General features: G+C 65.8%; 24 protein-coding genes. 15 read left to right on the top strand and 9 right to left on the bottom strand.

Translation table 11 applies throughout. The features are described 5' to 3' along the window. Nucleotides 1–112: 112 nt before the first annotated feature. From AB0H00_RS29985 to AB0H00_RS30010, 6 genes are all read left to right on the top strand, one after another. A complete protein-coding gene (locus tag AB0H00_RS29985) occupies nucleotides 113–511 on the top strand; it encodes a winged helix-turn-helix domain-containing protein (protein ID WP_357272885.1) in 399 nt (132 codons plus the stop codon). A 230-nt stretch (nucleotides 512–741) separates the two neighbouring features. Beyond that, nucleotides 742–1650: a hypothetical protein gene (locus AB0H00_RS29990; RefSeq protein WP_357272887.1), complete on the top strand. Its 909-nt coding sequence runs from the start codon at nucleotides 742–744 to the stop codon at nucleotides 1648–1650. Further along, entirely contained in the window at nucleotides 1647–2228 is a 582-nt protein-coding gene (locus AB0H00_RS29995; RefSeq protein ID WP_357272889.1) for an isochorismatase family cysteine hydrolase, read from the top strand. The genes AB0H00_RS29990 and AB0H00_RS29995 overlap by 4 nt, the downstream gene beginning before the upstream one ends. 65 nt (nucleotides 2229–2293) lie before the next feature. Then, complete coding sequence (locus AB0H00_RS30000; protein WP_357272892.1) at nucleotides 2294–2497, top strand: hypothetical protein; 204 nt, start codon at nucleotides 2294–2296, stop codon at nucleotides 2495–2497. Nucleotides 2498–2775: 278 nt separating this feature from the next. Continuing rightward, nucleotides 2776–3909: a hypothetical protein gene (locus tag AB0H00_RS30005; protein WP_357272894.1), complete on the top strand. Its 1134-nt coding sequence runs from the start codon at nucleotides 2776–2778 to the stop codon at nucleotides 3907–3909. A gap of 171 nt (nucleotides 3910–4080) precedes the next feature. Next, a complete protein-coding gene (locus tag AB0H00_RS30010; RefSeq protein WP_357272896.1) occupies nucleotides 4081–4680 on the top strand; it encodes a hypothetical protein in 600 nt (199 codons plus the stop codon). 49 nt (nucleotides 4681–4729) lie between these two features. Here AB0H00_RS30010 and AB0H00_RS30015 read toward each other — a convergent pair whose 3' ends face one another. Both AB0H00_RS30015 and AB0H00_RS30020 read right to left on the bottom strand, forming a co-directional pair. Further along, nucleotides 4730–4927, bottom strand: coding sequence for a hypothetical protein (locus AB0H00_RS30015; RefSeq protein WP_357272898.1), 198 nt, complete (start codon nucleotides 4925–4927; stop codon nucleotides 4730–4732). A 131-nt stretch (nucleotides 4928–5058) separates the two neighbouring features. Then, nucleotides 5059–5865, bottom strand: coding sequence for an AAA family ATPase (locus AB0H00_RS30020; protein ID WP_357272932.1), 807 nt, complete (start codon nucleotides 5863–5865; stop codon nucleotides 5059–5061). Between the two features lie 186 nt (nucleotides 5866–6051). Here AB0H00_RS30020 and AB0H00_RS30025 point away from each other — a divergent pair, with 186 nt between their 5' ends. The 4 genes from AB0H00_RS30025 to AB0H00_RS30040 all read left to right on the top strand — a co-directional run bounded on the left by AB0H00_RS30025 (nucleotide 6052) and on the right by AB0H00_RS30040 (nucleotide 10898). Continuing rightward, nucleotides 6052–6288, top strand: coding sequence for a hypothetical protein (locus AB0H00_RS30025; protein ID WP_357272900.1), 237 nt, complete (start codon nucleotides 6052–6054; stop codon nucleotides 6286–6288). Nucleotides 6289–6332: 44 nt separating this feature from the next. After that, nucleotides 6333–8003 (top strand): hypothetical protein, encoded by a 1671-nt coding sequence (locus AB0H00_RS30030; RefSeq protein ID WP_357272902.1) that lies wholly within the window; start codon nucleotides 6333–6335, stop codon nucleotides 8001–8003. Nucleotides 8004–8508: 505 nt separating this feature from the next. Next, entirely contained in the window at nucleotides 8509–8985 is a 477-nt protein-coding gene (locus AB0H00_RS30035) for a MobC family plasmid mobilization relaxosome protein (protein WP_357272904.1), read from the top strand. After that, on the top strand, nucleotides 8982–10898 hold the full coding sequence (locus tag AB0H00_RS30040) for a hypothetical protein (RefSeq protein ID WP_357272906.1): 1917 nt from the start codon (nucleotides 8982–8984) through the stop codon (nucleotides 10896–10898). Before AB0H00_RS30035 ends, AB0H00_RS30040 begins: the two co-directional genes overlap by 4 nt. Before the next feature lie 136 nt (nucleotides 10899–11034). On the opposite strand, the gene AB0H00_RS30045 is transcribed toward AB0H00_RS30040, so the two are convergent. Continuing rightward, complete coding sequence (locus tag AB0H00_RS30045) at nucleotides 11035–11484, bottom strand: hypothetical protein (RefSeq protein ID WP_357272908.1); 450 nt, start codon at nucleotides 11482–11484, stop codon at nucleotides 11035–11037. Between the two features lie 351 nt (nucleotides 11485–11835). Between AB0H00_RS30045 and AB0H00_RS30050 the strand changes: the two genes are divergently transcribed. The 3 genes from AB0H00_RS30050 to AB0H00_RS30060 all read left to right on the top strand — a co-directional run bounded on the left by AB0H00_RS30050 (nucleotide 11836) and on the right by AB0H00_RS30060 (nucleotide 13770). After that, the gene (locus AB0H00_RS30050) at nucleotides 11836–12846 is read left to right on the top strand and encodes a site-specific integrase (protein ID WP_181720238.1); all 1011 of its coding nucleotides are present in this window, start codon (nucleotides 11836–11838) and stop codon (nucleotides 12844–12846) included. A gap of 94 nt (nucleotides 12847–12940) precedes the next feature. After that, nucleotides 12941–13246: a hypothetical protein gene (locus tag AB0H00_RS30055; RefSeq protein ID WP_357272911.1), complete on the top strand. Its 306-nt coding sequence runs from the start codon at nucleotides 12941–12943 to the stop codon at nucleotides 13244–13246. A gap of 350 nt (nucleotides 13247–13596) precedes the next feature. Next, complete coding sequence (locus tag AB0H00_RS30060) at nucleotides 13597–13770, top strand: hypothetical protein (RefSeq protein ID WP_357272912.1); 174 nt, start codon at nucleotides 13597–13599, stop codon at nucleotides 13768–13770. A gap of 10 nt (nucleotides 13771–13780) precedes the next feature. On the opposite strand, the gene AB0H00_RS30065 is transcribed toward AB0H00_RS30060, so the two are convergent. From AB0H00_RS30065 to AB0H00_RS30080, 4 genes are all read right to left on the bottom strand, one after another. Then, nucleotides 13781–14215, bottom strand: coding sequence for a hypothetical protein (locus AB0H00_RS30065; RefSeq protein ID WP_357272914.1), 435 nt, complete (start codon nucleotides 14213–14215; stop codon nucleotides 13781–13783). A 44-nt stretch (nucleotides 14216–14259) separates the two neighbouring features. Continuing rightward, on the bottom strand, nucleotides 14260–15360 hold the full coding sequence (locus AB0H00_RS30070; protein ID WP_357272917.1) for a hypothetical protein: 1101 nt from the start codon (nucleotides 15358–15360) through the stop codon (nucleotides 14260–14262). A 152-nt stretch (nucleotides 15361–15512) separates the two neighbouring features. Beyond that, on the bottom strand, nucleotides 15513–16706 hold the full coding sequence (locus AB0H00_RS30075) for an XRE family transcriptional regulator (RefSeq protein WP_357272919.1): 1194 nt from the start codon (nucleotides 16704–16706) through the stop codon (nucleotides 15513–15515). After that, nucleotides 16699–17517: a hypothetical protein gene (locus AB0H00_RS30080; protein ID WP_357272921.1), complete on the bottom strand. Its 819-nt coding sequence runs from the start codon at nucleotides 17515–17517 to the stop codon at nucleotides 16699–16701. The genes AB0H00_RS30075 and AB0H00_RS30080 overlap by 8 nt, the downstream gene beginning before the upstream one ends. Before the next feature lie 238 nt (nucleotides 17518–17755). Between AB0H00_RS30080 and AB0H00_RS30085 the strand changes: the two genes are divergently transcribed. Both AB0H00_RS30085 and AB0H00_RS30090 read left to right on the top strand, forming a co-directional pair. Next, nucleotides 17756–18712 carry a hypothetical protein gene (locus tag AB0H00_RS30085; protein WP_357272923.1) on the top strand — a complete coding sequence of 319 codons (957 nt, stop codon included), beginning with the start codon at nucleotides 17756–17758 and terminating at the stop codon, nucleotides 18710–18712. A gap of 303 nt (nucleotides 18713–19015) precedes the next feature. Continuing rightward, nucleotides 19016–19228 (top strand): cold-shock protein, encoded by a 213-nt coding sequence (locus AB0H00_RS30090; protein WP_357272925.1) that lies wholly within the window; start codon nucleotides 19016–19018, stop codon nucleotides 19226–19228. A 286-nt stretch (nucleotides 19229–19514) separates the two neighbouring features. On the opposite strand, the gene AB0H00_RS30095 is transcribed toward AB0H00_RS30090, so the two are convergent. Then, nucleotides 19515–19718, bottom strand: coding sequence for a hypothetical protein (locus AB0H00_RS30095; RefSeq protein WP_357272927.1), 204 nt, complete (start codon nucleotides 19716–19718; stop codon nucleotides 19515–19517). Between the two features lie 1616 nt (nucleotides 19719–21334). After that, nucleotides 21335–22382: hypothetical protein (locus AB0H00_RS30100; protein ID WP_357272929.1), on the bottom strand; the 1048-nt coding region annotated here is incomplete at its 5' end.

Consider the following 22382-nt stretch of genomic DNA (forward strand, 5'->3'; position numbering starts at 1 on the left):
TTTCCTCCTTGACTCAATCACTGGTCTATCTGAGTGAATCAGAGTCAGTTGATAGAGTCAATCATGATCTAGTGATTGACCTAGGTGACTCAAGGAGACTTACACTCAGATGGTGAGCAAACCGCGCTACGCCCTGATTGCTGACGACATCCGGGCCAAGATCAACCGCGGGGACTACGCGCCCGGCGACCAGCTGCCGACTAAAGCGCAGCTGATGGAGCAGTGGAACGCTGCCCTCAACACCGTCGCGAGAGCGATCAACGAGCTTCGCGACGAAGGCCTTGTCGAGACCTTCCACGGCGTCGGATCGTTCGTCCAGGCGCCGACACCGCCGACTGAAGACGACACCGACGATGAACTCGGCCATCTGCGTGCGCGCGTAGAGCAGCTAGAAGCGATGTGCGCCCGGGTCGAACAGCTGGAGGCCCTGATGATGGAGGTCTTTTCTAACCTCGGACTCACTTATCCGGCCACCCCGGAATCGACAGGTGTATCGCGGGAGGCCATGTGAATGTCCGACGCCTAACGACCCCGGGCGGAACCGTCACAGGTCTGCACTTACGGCGGTCGAGTTATCGTCCGGACTACGCGGCCCTCGCTCGCGGGCGCGTCTCCATGGCGCGGACATCCTCAGGCATGTCGCCGGTCGAATTCGCTGCGGCGCTGAGTGATCTGCTAGGCCGCAACGTCCAACCAGGCCACGTCACGTCCTGGGAGAACAGCGCCACTCCACCTGGGGATGTGCTGATGGCCGTCACTGCATTGGCGCCGACGAACTCGAACACTCTCGGAGTCCGGTCGCACAAGTTCATCGCGGCACATGTCGGTCACGCCCGCGTTCGACAGCTCGTAGACGGCCTGGAACTTGAGCAGGTCACCGGACATCTGGGGCGCACGCCCTGTTGGATCGGCCCCATCCCCGAGACGGGCGACCACTGCTCTCTATCCCTGTTTCCCTTCGGCACGGTCATCATCCATCTGCTTGAGGATCTTGAGCTGCCCAACGTCACCTCCCTGGCGTACTGGCGGTACCAGTCGTACCCCGAAAACCTCGCGTGGGCCGGTCAATTCCTCAGCGCCGCAATAGGTGCCGACATCACCGCCGCGTACGTCCTCAGCGCATACTGGGTCTACGCCGCGCCGTGGGCTGGCGCGGCTCTCGACACCGGGCTGCGGCTCATCTGCGCACCCCGAGTACTCGTCGACCGCGACCTCATCAGCACCGCGCAGGCCGCCAGCGAGCGAGCAGAGCACGAACTGCTCGGCGCGGGCTACCACCCGACCGAGATGCGCGGGTTTGGCAGCCAGGGGGTATCCAGCGCGTGGGCGAGCTGGTCTGGCGTGGTTTACCACCCACACGACCCCCTGCGCTCCCTCGCCGAAATCGACCTGGTGCAGTTCCAGATCGGTGTTCAGGCGATCTGGGCGTTCACGGCGTACATCAACGGACAAATCGAGTCCGGTGCTGATCCTGACGTCGACCCTGAGTACGGCTGCCGTTTCCTGCGGTCGATGCGGTCTCTGCTGCTCACACCTCGGCCGCAGGAAACGGGTCAACACCAGCAGATGAGGGAAGCGATCGTCACCTCAAGCGGCCTGCCCGCACAGCTCGAACTCGCCCTGGAGGCACTGAAGGAGGCAGGCAAGTGATCGACATCAACCGGGCCGCCCTGCTCGTCATCGACGTGCAAAACGGCTTTGTCAACGAATTCTCGGCTCACGTGGTCCCAGTCATCGCGGATCTCGCGACCCGTTGGGCCTGCACCGGCCGCCCGACCGTTTACACCCGCTACTGGAACTACCCTGGCAGCCCGTGGGAGCGTCTCATCGGCTGGAAGGCGCTCTACGGACCGCCCGAGACGGACATCGTCGAGGAGCTCGCCCACCTGGTGGCGGAGCCCGGCGCCCAGACACTGGACAAGAAGGTTTACACCGCGCTCACACCGGAAGGGCTCGACCTACTGAGCGCCCTCGATGTCACTGATCTCATCATCTGTGGAATCGCCACAGACGCCTGCATTTTGAAGACGGCGCTCGATGCATTCGAGCACGGTTATACCCCCTGGGTGATCCGAGATGCCGTCGCTTCCAATGCAACCCGCCACCGAGCTACCGAAATCCACGAATCCGCACTGCTGCACATCTCGCGACTGGTCGGAGCAGGCCAGGTGATCGAGGCCAGCATCGTCCACAAATTGCTCGCTACCCGCCCGGCCGCGGCGAGCTAGCAGTTCCCGCGCTTTCCGGCGTGTCGGGCGCCATTTCGAGCGGGAACGTACTAGTACTGGTTGTCATGCCGATGCCGCGCAGACTTCCGCCGACGAAACCCGTTGGCACAAACCTCAGTTACGAGGTGGTGGATGCTCTGGACGCTGCGGTCGCGGAACGCGGGCTCAGCAAGCGGGCACTGTTCGAGATCGCGCTGCGGCGTGAACTCGGACTCCCCGCATACCCCGGTGACACAGACGGACAGGAGGCCTTTCCGATCTCGGCGTAGACCGGGAAGCCCCGCGCGGCGAAGTCGCGGGAAATGACCCCATAACGGACGAAGGCCCCCAGCGCCAACTGGGGGCTCTTCAAGGCCCTTAAAGGACCGACGCTTTGGAAAGCGGTTCTAAGGGTAGCTCAGCAGCACGTTTGCAACAAAGCATCTCGCCCGGTGCAGCCGGTCACGATTCTGCGAACAACCGCCGCAAGCTACCCTCTCTCATCTCGAGAGGCTGTGTCGCCTCTCCCCGCCGTCGCAGGCCCGGACCTGCCCCGGCGGTTTCGCTGTTGGCTTCGCTGTTCCCGCTCCCTCCGCTGCGCCTGGAGCTGCCCGAGGACGTCTACACCGATGTCTCGGCGTGTTGGTGGTCGCGTGAGCGGTGGGTCGCGCACAATCTGGCGCTCTACGACGAGCACTACGAACTGTTGCGGGCCCAGGCAAAGGTGGACTCGGTCGGCCGGCGCACCTTCGAGCACTACCTGATCGCCGAGTCCGGCGGTGCGGACTTCGCGACCGGACGCAACTCACGAGTCACCATCAACCAACTGCAGGCCGTGACCAGGCGCAGCGAATCCACAATGCACCGCTGCCGCCGCCTCACCAAAGCCTTCGCGACCCGCACCGTGGTATTCGCAGGTCGCCACCGCACCCTCGCCGAACGACTGGACTCCTGGCGGCGCGGGGACCGGTGCCGCGGCTGGGCCGCAGTATCGGTACTACACGAATCACCCACCCTGCCTGTGGATAACGAGACCGTCGAAACACTGCTCGATCAGGGTTTTGGCACCCCACCACCGCGTAGCGGTGGTTCGCTTTCTCTCTCACGCCCCAGCTCAGTTCCTTCACCACAAAACAGGACCAAGGGACGCGCTCCGCGCGGCCACGACAAGAAGGGGAAGCCGAAGCGACCCCGCGCATACGACCCCCGAGCCCTGTTACTGGCCTCTCACGTCCGTTCTGACGCCCGATTCCCGCTCTGGCTACGCAGACTAGGGATACAAGGGCTCGCGGCCGTCCTGACCCGCCGCGCGCTGGCAGGCTGGCAGGCCGACGACGTGCACGCCGCACTCGACGAGGTCTACCTGTCCGGCCGCAAAATCTATGACCGACCCCGCGACCCCTACGCCTACCTCGCGTGGCTGCTCAGCTCGACACCGGTCGACGAACCACCCATGCTGCTCGACCGGGCCCGCGCAGCCTGCCTCGAGCTGGAACGACAGGCACGTCAACGGGCGGAGAACGAGCAGCGCCGCGCCGAAGCCATAGCCAAAGTCGTCGCTGCACCCGACTCCCCTGCACGGGGCGCAGCGGTGGCCGCCGCCGCAAAGGCCGGCCACCGCGCGATCAGCTCCGCCGCCACCACCCGCGCCGCTGCTGAGGCCGCCCGCCGCGAAATCGCGCGCATGGCCCGCGAGGACTGACCACACCAGGGAAGTGGGGGGTGCCGTTAAGGATCGTGTCAGGAGCGGCAAACGAGCATTTCTGGTGCGCGTCCGCTGTTTAGGGTCGACCCCCTAGCTAGGCGTGCTAGCTCAGATGGTATCCGCGTGTTAGCCCAGGTAGCAGACCCTTCCAGCGTAGTTTCTGCCGCCATGACCACACTGCCGGACACCTTGGCCGCAGAACCATTCCGCCGGTTCGCCCTCGACGCTGCCGTCGAATTGCGTCAGCTGCCACCGCTACCGGGCCCAGCCCGGCTGGCCTACGCGATCCGCGGCTTCCAAGCGGCCGGCTTCATCTCCCTGCCGTTGCTGGCGGCCGCCAGCGATCTAGCTGAACAGCGCAACCACCGCATGGTCAACGAGATCGCTGGAGACGCGATCGGCTACCTCACCGACTCGATCGGTCCAACCGTCGCCGCGCGATACTGCGCCCAGTTTGACCCGCAGACCCGGATCCCTGCCGCCGGCGACCTCGACAGCGATACCCGCACTCAGTTGCGCCAGGCAGCCCGGGACGCTGCCGCCGCTACTCGCGAACTGCTGGCGGCGCTACATCACGACGAATCAGCTCTGCCCGACATCCGTTCCGATGCCGAGGACATGTACTCAGGCGCAGATCTCATCGCAACCATCTACGACGACGACCCACGCAAGTCGTATCTGGCTCGGGAAACGCTGCACTGGGCGCGGCAACAGCTGACACTGACTCCCCCGATTCCCGCAGGTCCACCGGAACCACTCTTCGACTAGCTAGCTTTGCTAGCACGCGTAGCGGTTATGTGTTTCCCTGCTCGCAAGGCTATGCGTCGTTGCGTTCGAGGAACTCGCGCAGTGCCTGGTCGGTGATAGACGCGATGGAGATGCTGCGGTCTCCCGTCTCGTACCGCAGTTTGTCGACAGCCCGCTGGAGCCGGGCCTTCGTCGAGGGTCGGATCCGTACGTTGTGCTGCTCGATCAGTCGTTCTTCGAGCGGTACGGCGGGCGCCGGTCCGGTCATCGACGGGGCCTTGAGGGGGGCTGGCTTGGCGGGCTCCGACGCAGGCGCTGGGGCGGTCACCGAGGCCGGCTTGTCTGGGATGTCATCTGCGGGATGACGGCGTTTTATTGCGGGTTCGCGGTTCACTGCGCTCATGCGTTGGCTCCGATCGGGATCAGGCCGAGCTCGGCGGCGAGGTCGGTGTAGGCGATCTGCAATGCGATGGCTTTGCCGCCACGGAACAGGTGGATCGGTGTGGTAGCCGAGTGTGCGTCCTGACGGGCGGCGAGGTCGGGAATGACTGTGCGGCAGACCAGGCCGCCTTTGCCGTCACCGATGGTGCCGTAGGCCTGGCGCAGCTCTTCCTCGCGGAAGTTGTGCTCGCCGTTGTTGCGGCGACGCGACACGACGATCCCGCCGAGTTTCAGCCGCGGGTTCGGTCGGCGCTGCACCCGCTCGATGGTTTCTTCCACCTCGGTGACGCCTTTGACGCTGTCCTTAGTGGCCTCGGTGACGACCATCGCCTCGTCCGCGGCGACCAGCGCTGAAAACAGCAGGCGCCCCAACGAGGGTGGGCAGTCGAACAACACCGCGTCGTACGCCGTGAGATCCAGTCCGTCGAACGCGGCATCGAGTCGCCACACGAGGTCGGCGTCCCCTGCCTCTTCGACGCTGGCGAGCTCGCGGGTCGCCGGAGCGATGTCCACCAAGTCCCACTCCGACGCGACTACCACATCGGCCAAGCTCCCAGGCTTGGCGGAACGGTCGAACAGATCCGCGACAGTCCGTTGCCCATTGTTCACCTCAACGCCGACGCCGGACGTCGCATTTCCCTGCGGGTCCATGTCCATCACCAGCACGCGGCCGCGCTGCCCGCGGCGTCGGCCGGCGTGCGCGATCGCGCTAGCGAGGCCCAATGTCGTGGCGGTCTTGCCCACGCCACCCTTCTGGTTGGCCATCACCAGCTTGCGTGGCTGGCTCGGCTCGCTTGGTGTGCTCGATTCGCTCACGCAGCGAACCTAACACTCCTAGCAAGTACCCCTAGCTGCAACGACACACGTAGCTATGCATGCTAGCGCGCTAGTCATGCTAGCTAGCATGCATGTTTGCAAACATGCATCTATACATACTGGTAGAATGATGGTATGGCACACTCTTCGGCACCGCCCTCAGTGACGCTTCCAGCGCGCCGCCCTCACGGCAAACGCCCCTTCTCCACACAGCTGCGCCCCGAAACTCTCACTCGCCTGGAGTGGGTGCGCCGCCGCGGCTACGTCCTTAACGACACCGTCGACGAGGCCATAAACGCATACCTCGACGCCGCCGGAGTCCCCCGCGTCGACCAGGACGGCGCAATCATCGAGCAAGGCGGTCCCAGCTGATGTCGCAGATGCCCCAGACTCACCCTCACGGACGGAGTTCGTCGATGCTTACCACCGAGGACGAGGAGAAGCGTGGCGTCACGGCCGAGCGGGCCGCGACGCTGTTCACTGCGGCGATAGCCAGTGCTGTTGCCGCGCAGGGCATGTTCGTGTTCTTCAGCGAGGCGCTCGGCATGCCGACGCCGCTGCTGGTGTTGTGCTTCAGCTTCATCGAGCTGATGGTGGTCACGAGCGCGATGCGGGCGCGGCGCTCGCAGATCGACACCGGGTCGGCTGGTGTAGACGGCGTCGCGATGTGGGTGCTGACCGTGATGTCGGGTGTGCTGGCGGCGACGCACGCCGATGATGTGGGCACGCTGCTGCTGCGGTTGATGGCGCCGCTGATCGCGGCGTGGGGCTGGGAGCGGTCGATGGCGTTGGAGCGCCGCCAGCTCACCGGCCAGTCCGGCGGACTGAACTGGCGGTGGTCACCGCAGCGGCTGCTGGTGCGATGGGGGATCGCAGACCCGACCGACCGCACCACGGCCGAAGTCCACGTCGAGCGACGCCTGGCGGATCTGGCACGCGCCGCGGACGCGGTCCGGATCGCACGCACCGCCGGCGGTGGCCGCGCTGAGCGGCGCGCCATGCAGCGGCTGCACCGCGCGATCGACAAGGCCGCCGAGGACGGTGTCGTGCTCGGCGAGGACGACGTTCGCGATCGGCTCGCCATGCACTTGGAGGGATGGTTCAGCGCGTACACGCTGCCGAACTACCAGCCGATGACTGACTGGGCCGACCACAGCACGCGCGTAACCCGGCCAACGCTCGATGCGATCGAAACCGATCGCGCGGTGCGCGCGGAGTTCGACGAACTCACCGAAGAACTCGATCGAGAGTTCGCCGCGCGCGCGACAGCGCCGATCGCGCGCAACAACCCGCCACCGATCGCTGCGCGCGAACAGTCGGCAGGCGGTGCGCTCGCGCGCGACGGTGTCGATCGCGATCAGGTTGTGCCGCCGTCGCTCGATCGTCCCCGCGCGATCGAGGACGCGCCCCGCGCGATCGAGGACGCGCCCCGCGCGATCGAAGATGCGTCACCGATCGCGATCGACACCACGCCCGACCGCCCGGAGACTCCGGCCGAGTGCGCGCCGATCGCGCGCGACGAGCAGCCTGCCGATCGCGCACCGATCGCCGCGCACAACCCCGCTGATCTGGAAACCGATCGCGAGTCGATCGCCGCGCGCGAGGAACAGCACGCACCCACCGAAGCGAAGCAGACCGAGCCGGAGACGGCGACCGCGCGCGATCACGGCACCGTGGTTTCCCTGATGCGCGACACCGATCGCGCGCGACCGATCGCGCGCGACACCATCGCTCGCTCGCGCGCGGGCCGAGCGTCGCTCGCGCGCGAACAGTCGGTGGACGGTGCGCTCGCGCGCGCGGTCGATCGCGCGCCGATCGCGCGCGACAACGCGGCGGGCGAGGGTGTCGATCGCGGTCCGTTCCCACACGAGCTGACCCGCGCGCAGGCCACCCAGTTCGCGCGCGCGATCGTCGAGCGCGGGCTGTCGCGGCAGCCGGTCGAGACCCTGGCGCGCATCTACTTGGCGCGCTCACAAGGACACTCGAAGAACCACATCGGCGCCGAGATCGTCGGCCTGCCGCACTCGACTGTGGGCCGCGCGATCGACGCGGTGAGCAAGGTGACCGGCCCCCGCCCGGTCAACTGACACACCACCTGACACCCACATGCGACGAAGGCCCCGGCGGCTGCTACCCGCCGGGGCCTTCGTCGTGTCGGAACACTACCGGTCCAGCTGGATACGTCCGGCTAGAGCAGCCCAGGTGCCTGCAGGTCGATCTCATCGGCGACCGCGAGCGTGGCATGGATCTGTGCCTGGGCCTACAGCGCGCGCGTACCCCGACCCCAGCCCCACGCCGCGATCAGCGGCTTCCCTCCCGGTCCCGGCGTAGTTCGCCCAACCCCCCGTTGGGCACGTCCGCCGTGGCCTTGCCTGCGCCGCACAGCCATGCCGGTCCGGCAGCTGCGTTACCTGTTCGCCGCAGGGTGAATCGACCGCGCGGTGAGGTCCCGTTCCGACCGCTGCGGCTGCCGAACTGGTCCGGTCTGTTGCAGACAGATCGTGCGGCAGCGAGCTAATATTTAGGTGCACTACTGTGCACCCCACCCGGTTGTTCGGGTGGTCGCTGCGCTAGGCCGGAGGGATGGTTTCGATGGCAGGGGAGTCGCCGAGTCGGCGGGCACAGGCCAGGCGTGTACGCGCGGCCAACGTGCCGGGAGGTAGACCGCACCGTCATGTGGTCAAGCTGTCGGACGCTGAGCACGCCGAGTTGACCGGCCGCGCGGAGGAGGCGGGGATGAGCGTGCCGCGGCTGTTGGTGGAGACCACCATGGCCGGGCCGAGTACGGAGACCGGCCGCGGGCACGCGGCGCTGGTGCTGCTCGAGCTGGATGACCAGATCCGGCGGATCGGCAACAACCTGAATCAGTTGGTGCGGCACGCGCACCAGGAGCGCGAGCTCGCCGACGGGCTGGAGAACGCGCTGCGGGCGGTGACCAGGGCCTGTCTGTCGGTGGATTCGACCGCGCGGTGGGTGATGGGGATGGCGCCGGCGGTGTCGGCGGTGTCGATCGCCGAGGAGGACTTGGCCGTGGACAACGAGTGGGCCGACGCCGACCTGGATGGGTGACGAGCGTCGTGATGCCCAACATCCGCAAGGGCAGCTACATGCGGCAGCTGCTGTGGTATTTGGCGGGACCGGGACGGCACAACGAGCACACCGATCAGCGGATCGTCGGTGGTGATGTGGTGACGATGGCTGTGTATGGCGGGCGGATCTCGCAGCAGCAGGCGGTGGAGTTGGCGCGACTGCTGGATAGCCCGCGGCAGATCCTGTTGCGGGGGGAGCCGGTGTTGGTGACCGATCACAAGCAGGCGCGGGCATTGATCGCTGCGGGGATGGATCGCACGGCGGCGTATGAGGCGGCGACGAAAGACCACAACACGTGGCATTGTTCGCTGGCCCTGGACCCGAGCGAGGGCCAGCTCGACGACGCGACATGGCGCGCGATCGCGAACGACTTCATGCGTGAGATGGGCTTCAGCGCCCGCGGGGATGGTGTGCCGGATGCCCGGTGGGCGGCGATGCACCACGGGTTGAATGAGGCCGGCGGCGACCACATCCACATCGCGATGGGTGTGGTGCGCCCGGACGGCAGCCTGGCGGATCGGTACCTGGACTTTGTGCGGGCGCAGGATGCGTGCAACAAGCTCGAACACAAATACGGCCTGCAGGTGCTCGCGTCCCGGGAGGAAGGCGGCGCGGAGCGGGCCACCTCACCCGCTGAGCGGGCCCGCGCCGAACGTCTCGGCGCACCGGAGACCGACAAGGAAGCGCTGCGGCGGCGGGTGCGCGCCCTAGCGGTCGCAGCCGGGAGTGAAGCGGAATGGATCCGGGAGATCCAGGCGGCGGGGATCATCATCAAGCCGTACTTCGCCAAGGGCGGCATGGACGAGGTCACCGGCTACAGCGTGGAGTTGCCGCCGCGCCGTAACCAGTCGGGCAAGTTGGAGAAGCAGATCACCTACAGCGGTCTGCGGCTGGCGAAAGACCTGACGCTGCCGTCGATCCGGACCTGGGCGAGCTGGGATCGATCATTGGAGGCCCGCGAGGAAGCGCTGACGGCGTGGCGCGAGATCACCGCGTCCAGCCACCAGGGCCGTCGCGGGGTCAGCGGAATCGACTCGCGGATGAGCGAGCAGCAGGTCACGGCGGAGCTGAAACGGTTCAGCGAATACGCGCGCTCGATCCCGGTCGAGGACCGTGATGCGTGGGCGAAACTGGCCTCCCAGTCGGCTGGCGTTTTCGAGGTGCTGTCGGTGCAGACCGAGACCAGGCCGGGGCCGGTGAACAAGCTGGCGCGGCAGCTGGCGCGCGTCGGACAGCAGGGCCTCGACACTCGGCGGCCGTGGGGTGTGCACGGGTCCGGGCTGCGTCATGTCGCGCGGATGTTGTGGGCGACGAAGTCCCCGCAGGCGAGCAACCTCGCGTTGATCGAGGCCATGGTGGAATGCCTGCTCGTGGTGCGGGAGATGCTGGAAGCCACCGACCGCGCCCGCACCGCCGCGGCGATGCTGACACAGACCCGGCAGGCGCTGACCGAGATCCACATGCGCGCAGCCGGCCTGGAACCGACCAAGCCCTACATCAACAACCTCGGGTCACCGATGTGGGCGGCGGAAAAGCGTGCCGCCAGGGCCATCGACGGTGGTGATCGCGCCGCGACCGAAGCCGAGATCAAGGATGCTTACGACGGCTGGAATTCGCGGCGGATCGCGCTGTCGGCGACCGGGCGCGTGAGCTACGACGAGACCGGGCAGATCGTGCGGGAAACCCGCCAGCGGCGGATGACCGCACCGCGGCCAGAGGCGGTGCGGCGTGCGGCCGGGCCGCTGACGCCCTCGGTGGGCACCGACAGAACCGGGCAGGCGCAGCCACCGAAAGCGACGCCGAAACCGGGGCAGTCCTACGACCACTCCATGCCGCCACCGGCGCCCTACCGCGACCCCGGCCGTGGTCGCGGCCGTGGATTCGAGCGCTGAACAATGGCCGCGCGACTGGCGATCAGCCCCTGGATTAGGCCAGGGCTTGTGTCCAGGGGCTAATCCAGGATCTCCTGTGCGGGTGGAGGGGTTTGCGTGCTGGTGGGTGGTCTCGAACGCTCTGGGCGACCTGAGGCTATTCGCTCTCGCCGAGCACCGCGCGGGCTCGCTCGGTGTCGTGGAAATCGGGCAGGTACTTCTCCTGGTCGGCGATCTTGCGCCGGTACCAGTCGACCGCGCCTTGCTTGCTCATGCCGAGTGCGTCGCCGATGGCGGTCCAGCTGTCTCCGGCCTCGCGGGCATCGCGCATCACCATCCATCGAGATCCGGTGAGCAGCTTGACCAAGCGTTGATTGGCTGCCAAGGCCTGCGCCGGAGTGACATCGGCCAGCGTGGCGAGATCGGCGTCGAAGAAGCTCCGCACCTGCGCCCCGGTGTGTTGCGCGCCTTTGTAGGCGGGCTCGTCACTGTCGGGGGTTTTGTCCCGCGTCTGGCGAAGAGCGCGGCAGTGGAAGTAGGTATTCCAGACTGCGGTTACCTCCCTCTCGTCGCCGCGGTCGATGACGGGTGTCGGCCAACCAGTCATCCGTGGTCATGACCCGGCACGATATTCCATGATCGCGGCGGACTCTGCGCTACCCGGGAACGACGAAGGTGCCTCCACCCGGCCGGGTGGAGGCACCGGTAGGCAGGACGGCATTGCTCATTGCGCGGGCCCCGAGAGACCTTGGCCGACTCTGTCATCCGGTGGCGTGGGCATCGGTGACTGCGGCGAACGGCGGTACGCGTCTGGCCGTGACCGCTCAACGATTGCAGTGATACCCCGGATAACGGTCTGTTATCCGGGGTAACATCGGGGACGGGCCTGCGGCGACCCCGTCGCGGCGCGACATGAAGCGACCCCGTTATCCGGGGCAAGCACTGACGAAGGGATCCGATGGCCGCGAAGGTGACCCGGCTACGCACCGCCCCGCCGGCGCGCACCCTGCGCACCGCCGCTGAAGCGTTCCTCGACACGATCAGCTCGGCGAACACCCGCCGCGCCTACGGCATCGCCATCGTCAAGACCGTCGACCAGCTCGACGGCCGCGGACCCGACGGACTCATCGGGCACAGCCGCGCCCTGGACGCGGTCACCGACACCGAAGTCGGCGCCGCGCTGGAAACCCTCTGGGGCGACGCCGCGGTGAACACCTGGAACGCGCGCCGCGCCGCAGTCGGCAAATGGCTGAGCTGGTGTGCCGAGCAGGGCTGGACCGCACCGCGAGTGCCGACCTCGGCCGCGCGGTCGACGCCGCCGGACTCCGACACCCCGGTCCGTTCCCGCACCGCGATCGACCGGCTCATCGGCCGCCGCGATGTCCACCTGCGGGAGAAGACGCTGTGGCGGATGCTGTACGAGACCTGCGCCCGCACCGAGGAGCTGCTCGGGCTCAACATCGAAGACCTCGACCTCGCGGGCCGCACCGCGGCGGTGAAGTCCAAGGGCGCCAAACCCCGCACCCGCCGGCGCGGCGCCGCCCACCACGAACACGTCCTCGAGAACGTGTACTGGGACGCGGGCACCGCCCGCCTGCTACCGCGGCTCATCCGCGACCGCACCCGCGGGCCGGTGTTCGTGACCCACCGCCGACCGGGGCCCGGCAAGTACCTCGCCGACCGCGACGTCTGCCCCACCACCGGCCTTGCCCGGCTCTCCTACGACCAGGCCCGCGACCTACTCGACGCCGCCACCGCCGTCGACGGCCCCGGGACCGGCTGGGACCTGCACGAACTGCGCCACTCCGGCCTGACCCACCTCGGAGAATCCGGGGCCAGCCTGCTCGAACTGATGGCCAAGTCCCGCCACCGCAAGGCCGAGAACCTGCGCCGCTACTTCAAACCGTCCCCACAGGCGATGCGCGAGCTGACCTCGATCCTGGGCCCGGGAGCCGAACGCCGCCGCTGACCAGCAGCTACGCCATATCCGTTGATTTTTCGGCGGTTACTACCGGAACCCCTACAACGGCCCAAATAAGGGGACGGAATGGACGGTTCGGACTGTGGGAGATGGCGAGTTCGTTCTCAGCAGTAACTTGACAGGCGTCGAGATCGCAGCTGCAGGCGTGGATTGCCCTATCGAGTGTCAGGGTCGTCCTGGTTGGAAGTGGTTCCTCAGCGACGGCGAGCTCGGCCCCGGCGACCCTAAGCGGGGAGCGGCTATCTGCCAACCTGTTGACGACAACGATTTCCCTTCCGTCTGCGTGCCCATGGAGGATGAGATGCCTGGTGCGCAGCACATTGTGCTGGTCGACAGTCTCGGCGGCGGCGACGAGCGTGACTTTATGTTTCACTTCCGGCCTGTATAGACGCCACAGCCAGGTCAATCAGGTTGAGCGGGTGGTCGGTGCTCGCACTCGTCGGTGACTGGCGGTGTATAAACCACATGACCGCACTCTGTGCACGCGTGGAGACGGTGAATGCCTCCGGCCTGTAAGCAGGCCAAGGAGCCCACGAGCATGCGTTTCGGCCCGAACTGTTGTCCGCAATACGGGCAGGCGGTAGGCCACGGCTCCGCCCACCTACCGTCGCGCAGGCGGTAGAGATGGCCGGGTTCGGCGACCCGGTTGTCGCTGAGCCGGTAGACCAGACGCGGGTTATCGAACACGCATTCGATAATTTCACGTACTGGACGGTCTGGCGAGATAGGCTCACCGTTATGGTTCAGGTCGGTGACAAGGTGCTGCTGGTCGCGGGCGGAGCCTCCGTCTTTCAGGTCCTGGAACTCGATGACGAGGGCTACGCGATCGTCGAGTCCGTCCTGCTCGAGGCCCCGGGTAGGTATCCGTTCAGCGTTCGGGCCGACTCGCTGGTGTCCGCGCTGGAGGCGTGAAGCCCACGGGTCATATGTAGGGGTAGCGGTCCGCGTCGCGGTGCGTGCGCGGGTCCAAGTGTGGGTCGTCGGGTGAACGCAGCCAGCGCACCGGCACTGTTAGGGGCTCGATGTCGGGCAGGTACACAGGTCGGTCATCGGTGTCGACCAGCATGCCCAGCATCCGGTACTCGTCGCCGGGCGGAAGCCCGAGCCCGGCGACTTGCTCGGCGGTCAACACCATAACGGTGTGTGAGCGTTCGGTGATCCGCAGGCCCTCGGCTGTCGGCGGGCTTGCGGTGCGATCGACTGCGGTGACGGTGAACCGGAACCGGGCGCCGGCCAGCCACAGTGCATCCCAGTGCGCGGTACCCGGCTCGAAGCGGTCGGGGTACCGGCTGGCGGGAAGCCTGTGCGGGACCAACACCACATAGGTGCGCCCGACCTCGACATCGCGGGCGCGCATGAGTCCAGCCTCGCCCCGCAGGCCCGCCCGGTACAAGCCGATGATCAGGATTCGTTGGCGGGGTGCTCGGCGTCGATCACCATTGGGCGTGTGGTGTCGCGGTCTGCTGGGTTGATCAGGATCGGGTGAAGCCACCTCACGTCTGCGATGCGTTGATACTGGGGGCCGGTCCAGTAGGTGTGCCAGTGCGCACGCCGGATGTGTGATCGCACAGGTTTGCCCGCGCCGGATGACTGTGTCGCCGCCCCGTTCCGCGCGGCGAACAGCTTTGGTCCGATGTCGAATCCCACGTCGACCACAGTCGGTGGTTGTTGCTTGCGTCGCTTCTTCCTGCTCGTTATGGGATTGGTTGAGGTTCGGATATCGCGGCGATCGCTGCACAGATACAGCAGGAGGCTCACTGCGAGGCGGTAGGCGTTGAGCTCGATGTTGTTGGGTCCGGCATCCGAAACCGCGCCGGTAAAGACGTACCGGATGCCCTTGATCATTTCGTCGATGGTGAACCGCTCAGGCATGCACGGGATCCGGATGCTGTATTCCGGGTACTGCGGCTCGGCGCCGACGGCCTGCACGCGGCCGATCAGCGACACGTTCAAGATGTGCAGGCGCTCATCGGCCGTCGAGCACAGCTCGAGAGCGTTGGTGAAACCGGTCACCAGCATGCCGATATATACCGGCGGTTTGACCACGGGCTTATCTCCCGTGGAGTGCGGTGCGGGCAGAGGGACGGGGAACACCACGAACGGATCGGGGTGCGGAAGCCGCCGAAATACCTCGCACGGAATAGCGGTTCCTGGCGCGGTTTCGCCCAGATGCGTGACCAGCTCAGGATGAACTCGATACACGACCCGGTGCTGCTGCCACTCCCGCACGGACTCAGCGGCGAGAAGGAACGCTTGAATGGTGTTCACCGCCGTAGGGTGCGTGGCCCGGGACAGCCGGTCCTTGTCGTCACGCGTCAATCGCGTGGCATCGCGGATCCCAGGAGCGAGCGCATCCGCCACTGCCGCGATCTGCGGGCTGCTACGCAAGTCCGCGAGCATCGACAGCGCCGCCTTCTCATACACGCTCGCCGTGGTCACGGCCTGCCTGGCGGTCTGCACACCGAAACTCTCGTTCTCGGCTGCAAGCGAAGAATTCGGCACACATGAATGACAGCACCTTCCACCGACATCCGAACGGGGAATCATGGCTCGGATGTCGGTGGGCAGTGCGATAATTCGGATTGAACTGCACACCGCGCGAAGAGTTTCCAGGGGGTGTGCTTGATGACATCGACCGCGCCTGCCGTGCAGAGCTACTGACCGTGGGCGGTTTCGGTATCGGTGACCAGGCGCAGGACGGGGCGTTGGTCGGGTTGGCCGAGGAGTTGTCGTAGGCGTTTGGGGCGCCAGCGCAGTTCTGCGGCGAGGCTGGTCAGGGTGAGGGTGCCGTGGGTTTCGGCGAGTTCGAAGGCTTTGGCGAGCAGGGTGGGGGTTTCGCCGGGGTATTGGGTGACGGGGTCGGCGCCAAGCATGCCGATGTCGTAGAGGTGGTTGAGGCGTTGGTAGGCGCGGCGGGCGACGGCGTCGGAGATGGCACCGGTTTCGCGGGAGCGGTAGACCAGCGATTTGATCGACACGCCCCATTCGTGGCTGAGTTGTTGGAGGGCTTTGACGTCGAAGCGGCGGGGGAGCCGGTCGGTGATCTCGGCGGCGGGTGTGAGGAATTCGGCGGCGAAGGCGTCGGCTTCGCGTTCTTGTTCAGGGTCGCCCGGGGCGGCGTCGCGGTGCAGGACGAGGTGGCCGAGTTCGTGGGCGGCGGTGAAGCGGTGCCAGCACACGTCGTCGCCGCGGTCGGGGGTGAGCACGATCGTTGGGCGCGGCATGCGGGAGGTGGAGAAGGCGTTGATGGTGGGGGTGTCGTTGTCGGCGAAGGCCACCATGGTGGTGACGATCCCGCACATCTCCATAGTGCGAATCAGGTGCGGGATCGGCCCGCGCACGAGCCCCCAGTGCGCCCGCAACGCTCGTGCGGCTTCGGCCGGTGTGTCGCCGAGGCGGGTGGGGTCGTCGGGCAGGAACCCGGGCAGGTCGATAGCGGGAAACTGGACGTGCTTCTCCAGTGCGTAGGTCAACTCCCACACCTGCTGGGTGAAGGCGACGGCCTTGGCGCGCTGGGCGGCTTTGGTCGAGCGCAGGCTGCGGAAATGTGCGCTGGCACCGTCGAGCTGGGCGAAGGGTCGGCCCGCGGCGAAGAACTCGACGGGGACGTCGAGGACCTCGGCCGCGCGGCTCAGGTGGTCCGCGCGCGGTGGTGAGACCAAAGATTCCCACTGGCTCACCGCGGCACCCGAGACCCCGATCCGTGCGGCCAGTGCCGCCTTGGTCAGGCCGGCGAGCTGGCGGGCCTGGGTGAGGCGCGCTGGGTCGAACGCCACCGCGACGTCGGAGGCCGAGATCGCCGCGGTGGTGTCGCTGGAGAACAGGTTCAGAGGTGGGCGTTCAGTCATCGCTCGCGGTCTCGGGTTGGGGTGTCGGTGGTTGTCCGCCGTCCGGTGTGGTCAACGGATTGCGATGCGCGAGCACGATCTCGCCTATGGGTGCCTGATCGAAGCGCGGGGCGACGGCGGGCTTCGGATAGGGAACCGGGACCGGGCCCGCGGGGCGCAGCGGGACTTGGTTGCCGCCGGTATCGGCGGGCGGGGGGATCTGTTCGATGGTGCGCCAGTTCAACCGGCCGCGGTCGTCGGCCTGGGATGCCTCGCCCCAGTAGACGCGCAGGATGCCGGAGTGCGGATTGGCGGCGTAGGCGATGATGACCAGACGCCCCGCTTTTATCGCGTCGTCGAGGAAAGTGTCCACATCCTCGAATTCGGTGTCGAGTTCTTCCTGCGTGAGATCGGCATGATCGAAGGAGAGCTGGCGGTCGGATGCCTCCTGGGTGAGCGCCAGCAGGCTCTCGCGCAGCTTCGACATCGTCATCTTCGCCTTCTCCACGGGGGCGTGGGCGTCGTCGGCGAACTTCCACGGGTACAGGATGATGTTGGTATCGCCCACCACGATCAGCTCGTAGCGTGCCCGCGCGGGCTTGATCCGGCGCAGGTCGGAAATCACCTCCTCGACCGCGAAGCCCACCTCTTCGTGCTGGACCAACCAGATCAGGCCGTAGCCGTCGTTGCTGTCCAGCGCTAACCCCTTGTGGGCGGCCAACGCTCGCTGATGAGCGGCCTGCAGGCCGCGCCAGATCGCGCGCTGCAACGGCAGAGCCTGCTCACCGAATCGCTCTGTCTCCCACTGCGTGGGTACAGCTTGATCGCTCATGGATCCCTCCCTGACGCCCAGCCACGCTCGCTTACGAATCGAAACGCGACAGCAGCGTAGCACTTAAGATTTGCACGACATCTGCGCGCAACGCCGACCAGTTCGACTTCTTCATGTTCCGGTCCGCGACGGCCGCGCGCGGTCGAATCGCGTTACATGGAACGCTTTTCACTATCTGTGGCCTCGATCAGACCGGGATCAGGCGAGGTCTGTCGGGTCTGGGTGTCACGATCGGGAGGTGAGCGCGACAGTCAAACCCGCCGATCTCCGCCACGCCATCGCCGCGGCGGTCAGCGAGTTGAAGGCCTACGACGTGGCGAGCTTTTGTGTCAGCAGGCTCGGGCTCGCCCCGCCTCGGGACACCGCCGACGACCCTTTCACCGGCAAGCATCGGTGGGTGCACTCCCGGCTGCAGGAACACGACCTGGCGCAACTGCTCTCGATCGCCCGTCTCGTTCTCGCGGACCGCGACCACGAGACCCTGCAGGCCCTCGTGGATCAAGCCGGTTTCGGTGAGGGAGGTGTCGACGGTGAACTGCGGAACCTCATCTTCGCCTCCATCGGCCCGAAGCCCGAAATCGTGCTGCGGGACGCGATCAACAACGTCATCGAGATCACCAAAGGCGCCGACACCTGCCTGGTGTACGACGAACCGATCGGCGAGACCGGCCTGAGTTGGTCAACGCTCACCGAATGGTGGAGTCGGCATCCACACTTCGAAGCCGACTCGGACACCGACCACGCGCGCTCGCTGTGGCGGCGGTTGGTCCGATCTACCGCGAGTCGACCCGAGGTGCTGTTGTTCAACACCTACGCCGCCCGTTACGGCGCGAGCCCCGATATCCCCGCCCTCATTCCGCAGGTCTACCTGCACTACGACCCGTACCTGCGGCCAGATCCTCAGCAGCGGCCGGGATCGGTCATACGGCAGCGCATGGACTTCCTTCTGCTGCTGGGCAACCGGCGCCGCGTCGTAGTCGAGGTCGACGGCAAACACCACTACGCCGACCGCGAAGGCCGCGCCGATCCGGCCACCTACGCCACAATGGTCGCCGAAGACCGCCGCCTGCGCCTGACCGGGTACGAGGTCTACCGCTTCGGCGGACACGAACTCCAGCACGAGCACATCGCGCGGCCAATCCTCATCGACTTCTTCGACGAAATCCTGACCAACCGCACACGAAAGAACCTTTGAAGCGGCCGTCGCCTGGACCGTCGACTGAAGAACGGTCCAGGCGACGGTCCGGAGAACTTCGTTCGCGAGACACCTTCAGCGGCAGGACGTTTCCGCAGGTCGAACCTGTAAAGCATGCTGTGTACGCGGCAACGTCGAGCGGTCGCACATCGACGTCGCAGCACGCTGCTTGCGGTGGGCCCGACGACTACCAGCCAAATTCTCGGTTTTGCCGTAACCGCCTCCCACAACAGCTAGCCGGGGATGATCGACTTACGGGGGCTCTATGTACCTCTGCTGAAACACGCGACCTAAGGAGTGGGCATGTCTGAGCGCCAGTCCGGCACGGTGAAGTGGTTCAACGACGAGAAGGGGTTCGGCTTCATCACTCCCGAGAGTGGTCCTGACCTCTTCGTGCACTTCCGGGCGATCCAGGGCAACGGCTTCAAGAGTCTCAAGGAAGGTCAGAAGGTGACCTTCGTCGCGGTGCAAGGGCAGAAAGGTATGCAGGCGGACGAGGTCGTCCCGGAGGCCTGAACCCGCAATCACGGCGACGTCGCACAGCCGACAGGCCCCGGGACAATCCGATCGGGTACCGGACCTTGTCGAAGTCGCGTCCGTTTGGGGTACACCCCAACCTCACGCCCGAAACGAGGTCAAGGTAAAGCCCTTCGCTGAATTTCCTGACGCAAGTCCGCCTGGCTTACAGAGGCCATCCGAGCAACCAGGGAAGGCTCGACTCCTATCCGGGGCAGATGGCTAGCCAACAGTCGGTGGTTCCTGAGTGGCCCGACCATTGGCTAGCTGACCTGACAAACTCCTATTAGGCCTGCGTGCGGATCAGATCGATGACAGCCTTGGGGATCTGGGTGCCGACGCAGGTTGCCATAACGCATGCACCGATGGCTGGATGCTGCGTGCTGGCGATCAGAACGGCGGAGGCACACCCGCCGCCGATTGTGAGAATGCGGTCCATCAACCCTGCGATCGAATTGTTAGCGCGCAAAGGTTCCGTTACGTTGGGCACTGGAGCCCTACCTCCTGAGGTAGCTGAGACTCGGTTATTTGACTCGGAATTGGCTCCGTGGGCCGCCCCGGGTATCCAGGCAAGGACCGGGGCGGTTCACGATCTCGAGCACTCCGCCGAACCGCATCCGACGCTACCGTTGACCTCATGTCGCACATAGTCGAGTTGGAGTGAAATGCGGGCACTCAGCGTATTTTTGGTAGATTTGGTGCGATCTATCTCTCACCGATTACGGATGGGAAAGACGCACTCGGTGCAGCTAGCGAATGTCCAGCTACGGACTTCGAAAGGCTAGCGCTGGGATCTTCGACTTGCAGGTTCAACCTATGTGCCCAGCTCGGGCGGCTCGCGCCATGTATAGGTGGAGTCGAAATTTCGGGTGCTTCGGATCACTCGATGCAAACGCCTGACATGCCGGGTTGGCCGCAACGACCGTCGGGTTGATCCAATTTCTGGCCGAATGTGATCTGCATCTCTTGTTTGTGCCCCTAAGTCATTTTCGCGTAATCGCAGGAATCACTCCACCTGGTTGGGGCGTTGTGCGCGCATGGCCCCGCCGCTCAGCTATCGGAGCGGATCCTGGCATCAGCAGTCACCGTACGAATGGGAATCCCCGGGCAGCGGTGACCTTTCCAGCGTCAGTAGACGTCGCGGTCGGGGGCGAGCCGCATACACAGCCCCGGACTGGACCAGGCTGACACGCGGCAGCTGTCAACTCGCGATCGGTCGGGGCTCGGTGAAGATCCCGACGGGTACAGGCGGGAGGCCCAGCTCCTTGCGCGCAGACGCAACGAATCGCTCGAACGCTTCGCGTGCAGGCTGCCGTGCGGCGTTCCATGCTTGTGTGGTGGTGTACTGCCGTTCCACGGCTCCGTAGAAGAGCTTTCCGACAGCTTCGTCCAGCTGGGTTGTGGAGGTGACGACATCAGTTGACCCGTGTAGCCAGATCGCGGCTACGGCGCTATCCCACGATGCAAAGCCACCGGTTCGAGTGTGTTCGACCAGCGACTGAAACGCCTCGTTGTTCGAGTCTGTCAGGGCCACGATACGGACAGCCTCATACGTGGCTTGGAACTGCTCGGCGAGGCGTTGGTAGCTGGCTGTCTTTTGGTCTCGGCGCCACCGCGCCGACTCAGATCGGGTATCCCACAGTCGACCGATCGCCACCCCGAGAACTCCTGCCAATGCTGCTAGTAGCGCGGCGGTCACAATGCCCCCATCTCTGGACCTTCAGCTAGAGCAGCCCGAAATACCATCATTCTTTCGGTTCGGGCTCAGGATAAGGCAGTTGGTGCGCCACAACGTCTTTCGCCGCGTTCTTGGCGTAAGTCCGCCAGGCTCATGGACGCCATCCGGGCACTTGGATGAAGGGTGCCTCGACCCACGATCCCGCTGATTACGCCCGTGGGGTCCAAATCCGAACCACCGGGGTGAGCGTCGGTCACCCCGGGTGAGCCAACCCATGGGCCTACCGGTGGCCGATCAGGCGGCGCACCCCCAGGTAGCCGAGACCGCCCGGCTACCTGGGGTTTCTGTGACTCGCCGCTGCCCAGAATGCTCCTGTACCGGCGCCAGGACTGGTGCGGTTGCGACCCTCGATGACTACCGGAACCCTTTCAGCTAGCTCCCTGCAGGGATACGAGCACTCGTGCCTGTGTTTGTGCGGTGTCATCTTCGTCTGCGGGTTCTTCGGAGCGGAGTCGCTGGAGCGCGTGCTCGGTGAGGCTGGCCAAGGCTTGCCTGCCTGAGCGCGGTTCTCGGGTGCTCATAGCGAGGACCGGTACCTCCCTCCCGAGTCGGAGGGCTTCGCGGACGGTCTCTATGGAGTGGGTGTCCGCCTCGTCGAACTGGTTGATCGCCACCACAAACGGGCAGCCGCGTGACTGGAAGTAGTCGATCGCGGCGGAGCTGTCCTCGGGGCGCCGGGGATCGACCAGCACGAGCGCGCCAATGGCGCCCTGCACCCATTCGTCGTACATCCGATGCTGCATGCAATGGTTCGGCGCTGCGAGCAGATAGAGAGCTAGGTCCGTGGCCAAGGTGATGCGGCCGAGTTCTACCCGGCCGCGGAATGAGTCCGTCGATGAAGACACAGGGGGGTCATCGGCGGCCGGGGTGATGTCTGACAATTCGGCGTACTGCATTTGCTCCGACAGCGAGGTGATCAGAGTGGTCTTACCGGTTCCGCAGCCTCCAGCGATGACGATCTTGGTTGATTTCGTAGCGTCCTTCGCCGATCGCGCGCAGACAGGAGAACCATCGGCTAGCGAGCCGTGGCTACTGGCGCTTATCGGTTCTGTCCAAGGCAGGTCACACATGCATCCGGCACGCAGGCACACGGTCACCAACCCCAGGTCAGCCATATCGTTCACCAGTTCCCGCAGGTGGGGCAGCGGCCACCCCAGCTCCACCGCGAGATCACTGAGCCGCCGCGGCCGGGCGCAGCTTTGCCGGAATACCCGGTACGGTGCCGGCATCGTGGCCGTCGGCCCGACATGACTGGTGGCGTGCACGGTAACGCCGTCGAGATAATCCAGCTCCCTCGGCTGGATCGTGGATTCGTTGTTCGGGGTGGAGGTGACGGTTTCAGAACTCGCGACGAGTTCAGTCGCAGGCGGGTTGCCTTGCGATTCACCCAATCCCTCGGTCGAAGGTTCCCTACCG

Source organism: Nocardia sp. NPDC023852 (assembly GCF_040639505.1).
Classification (GTDB): domain Bacteria; phylum Actinomycetota; class Actinomycetes; order Mycobacteriales; family Mycobacteriaceae; genus Nocardia.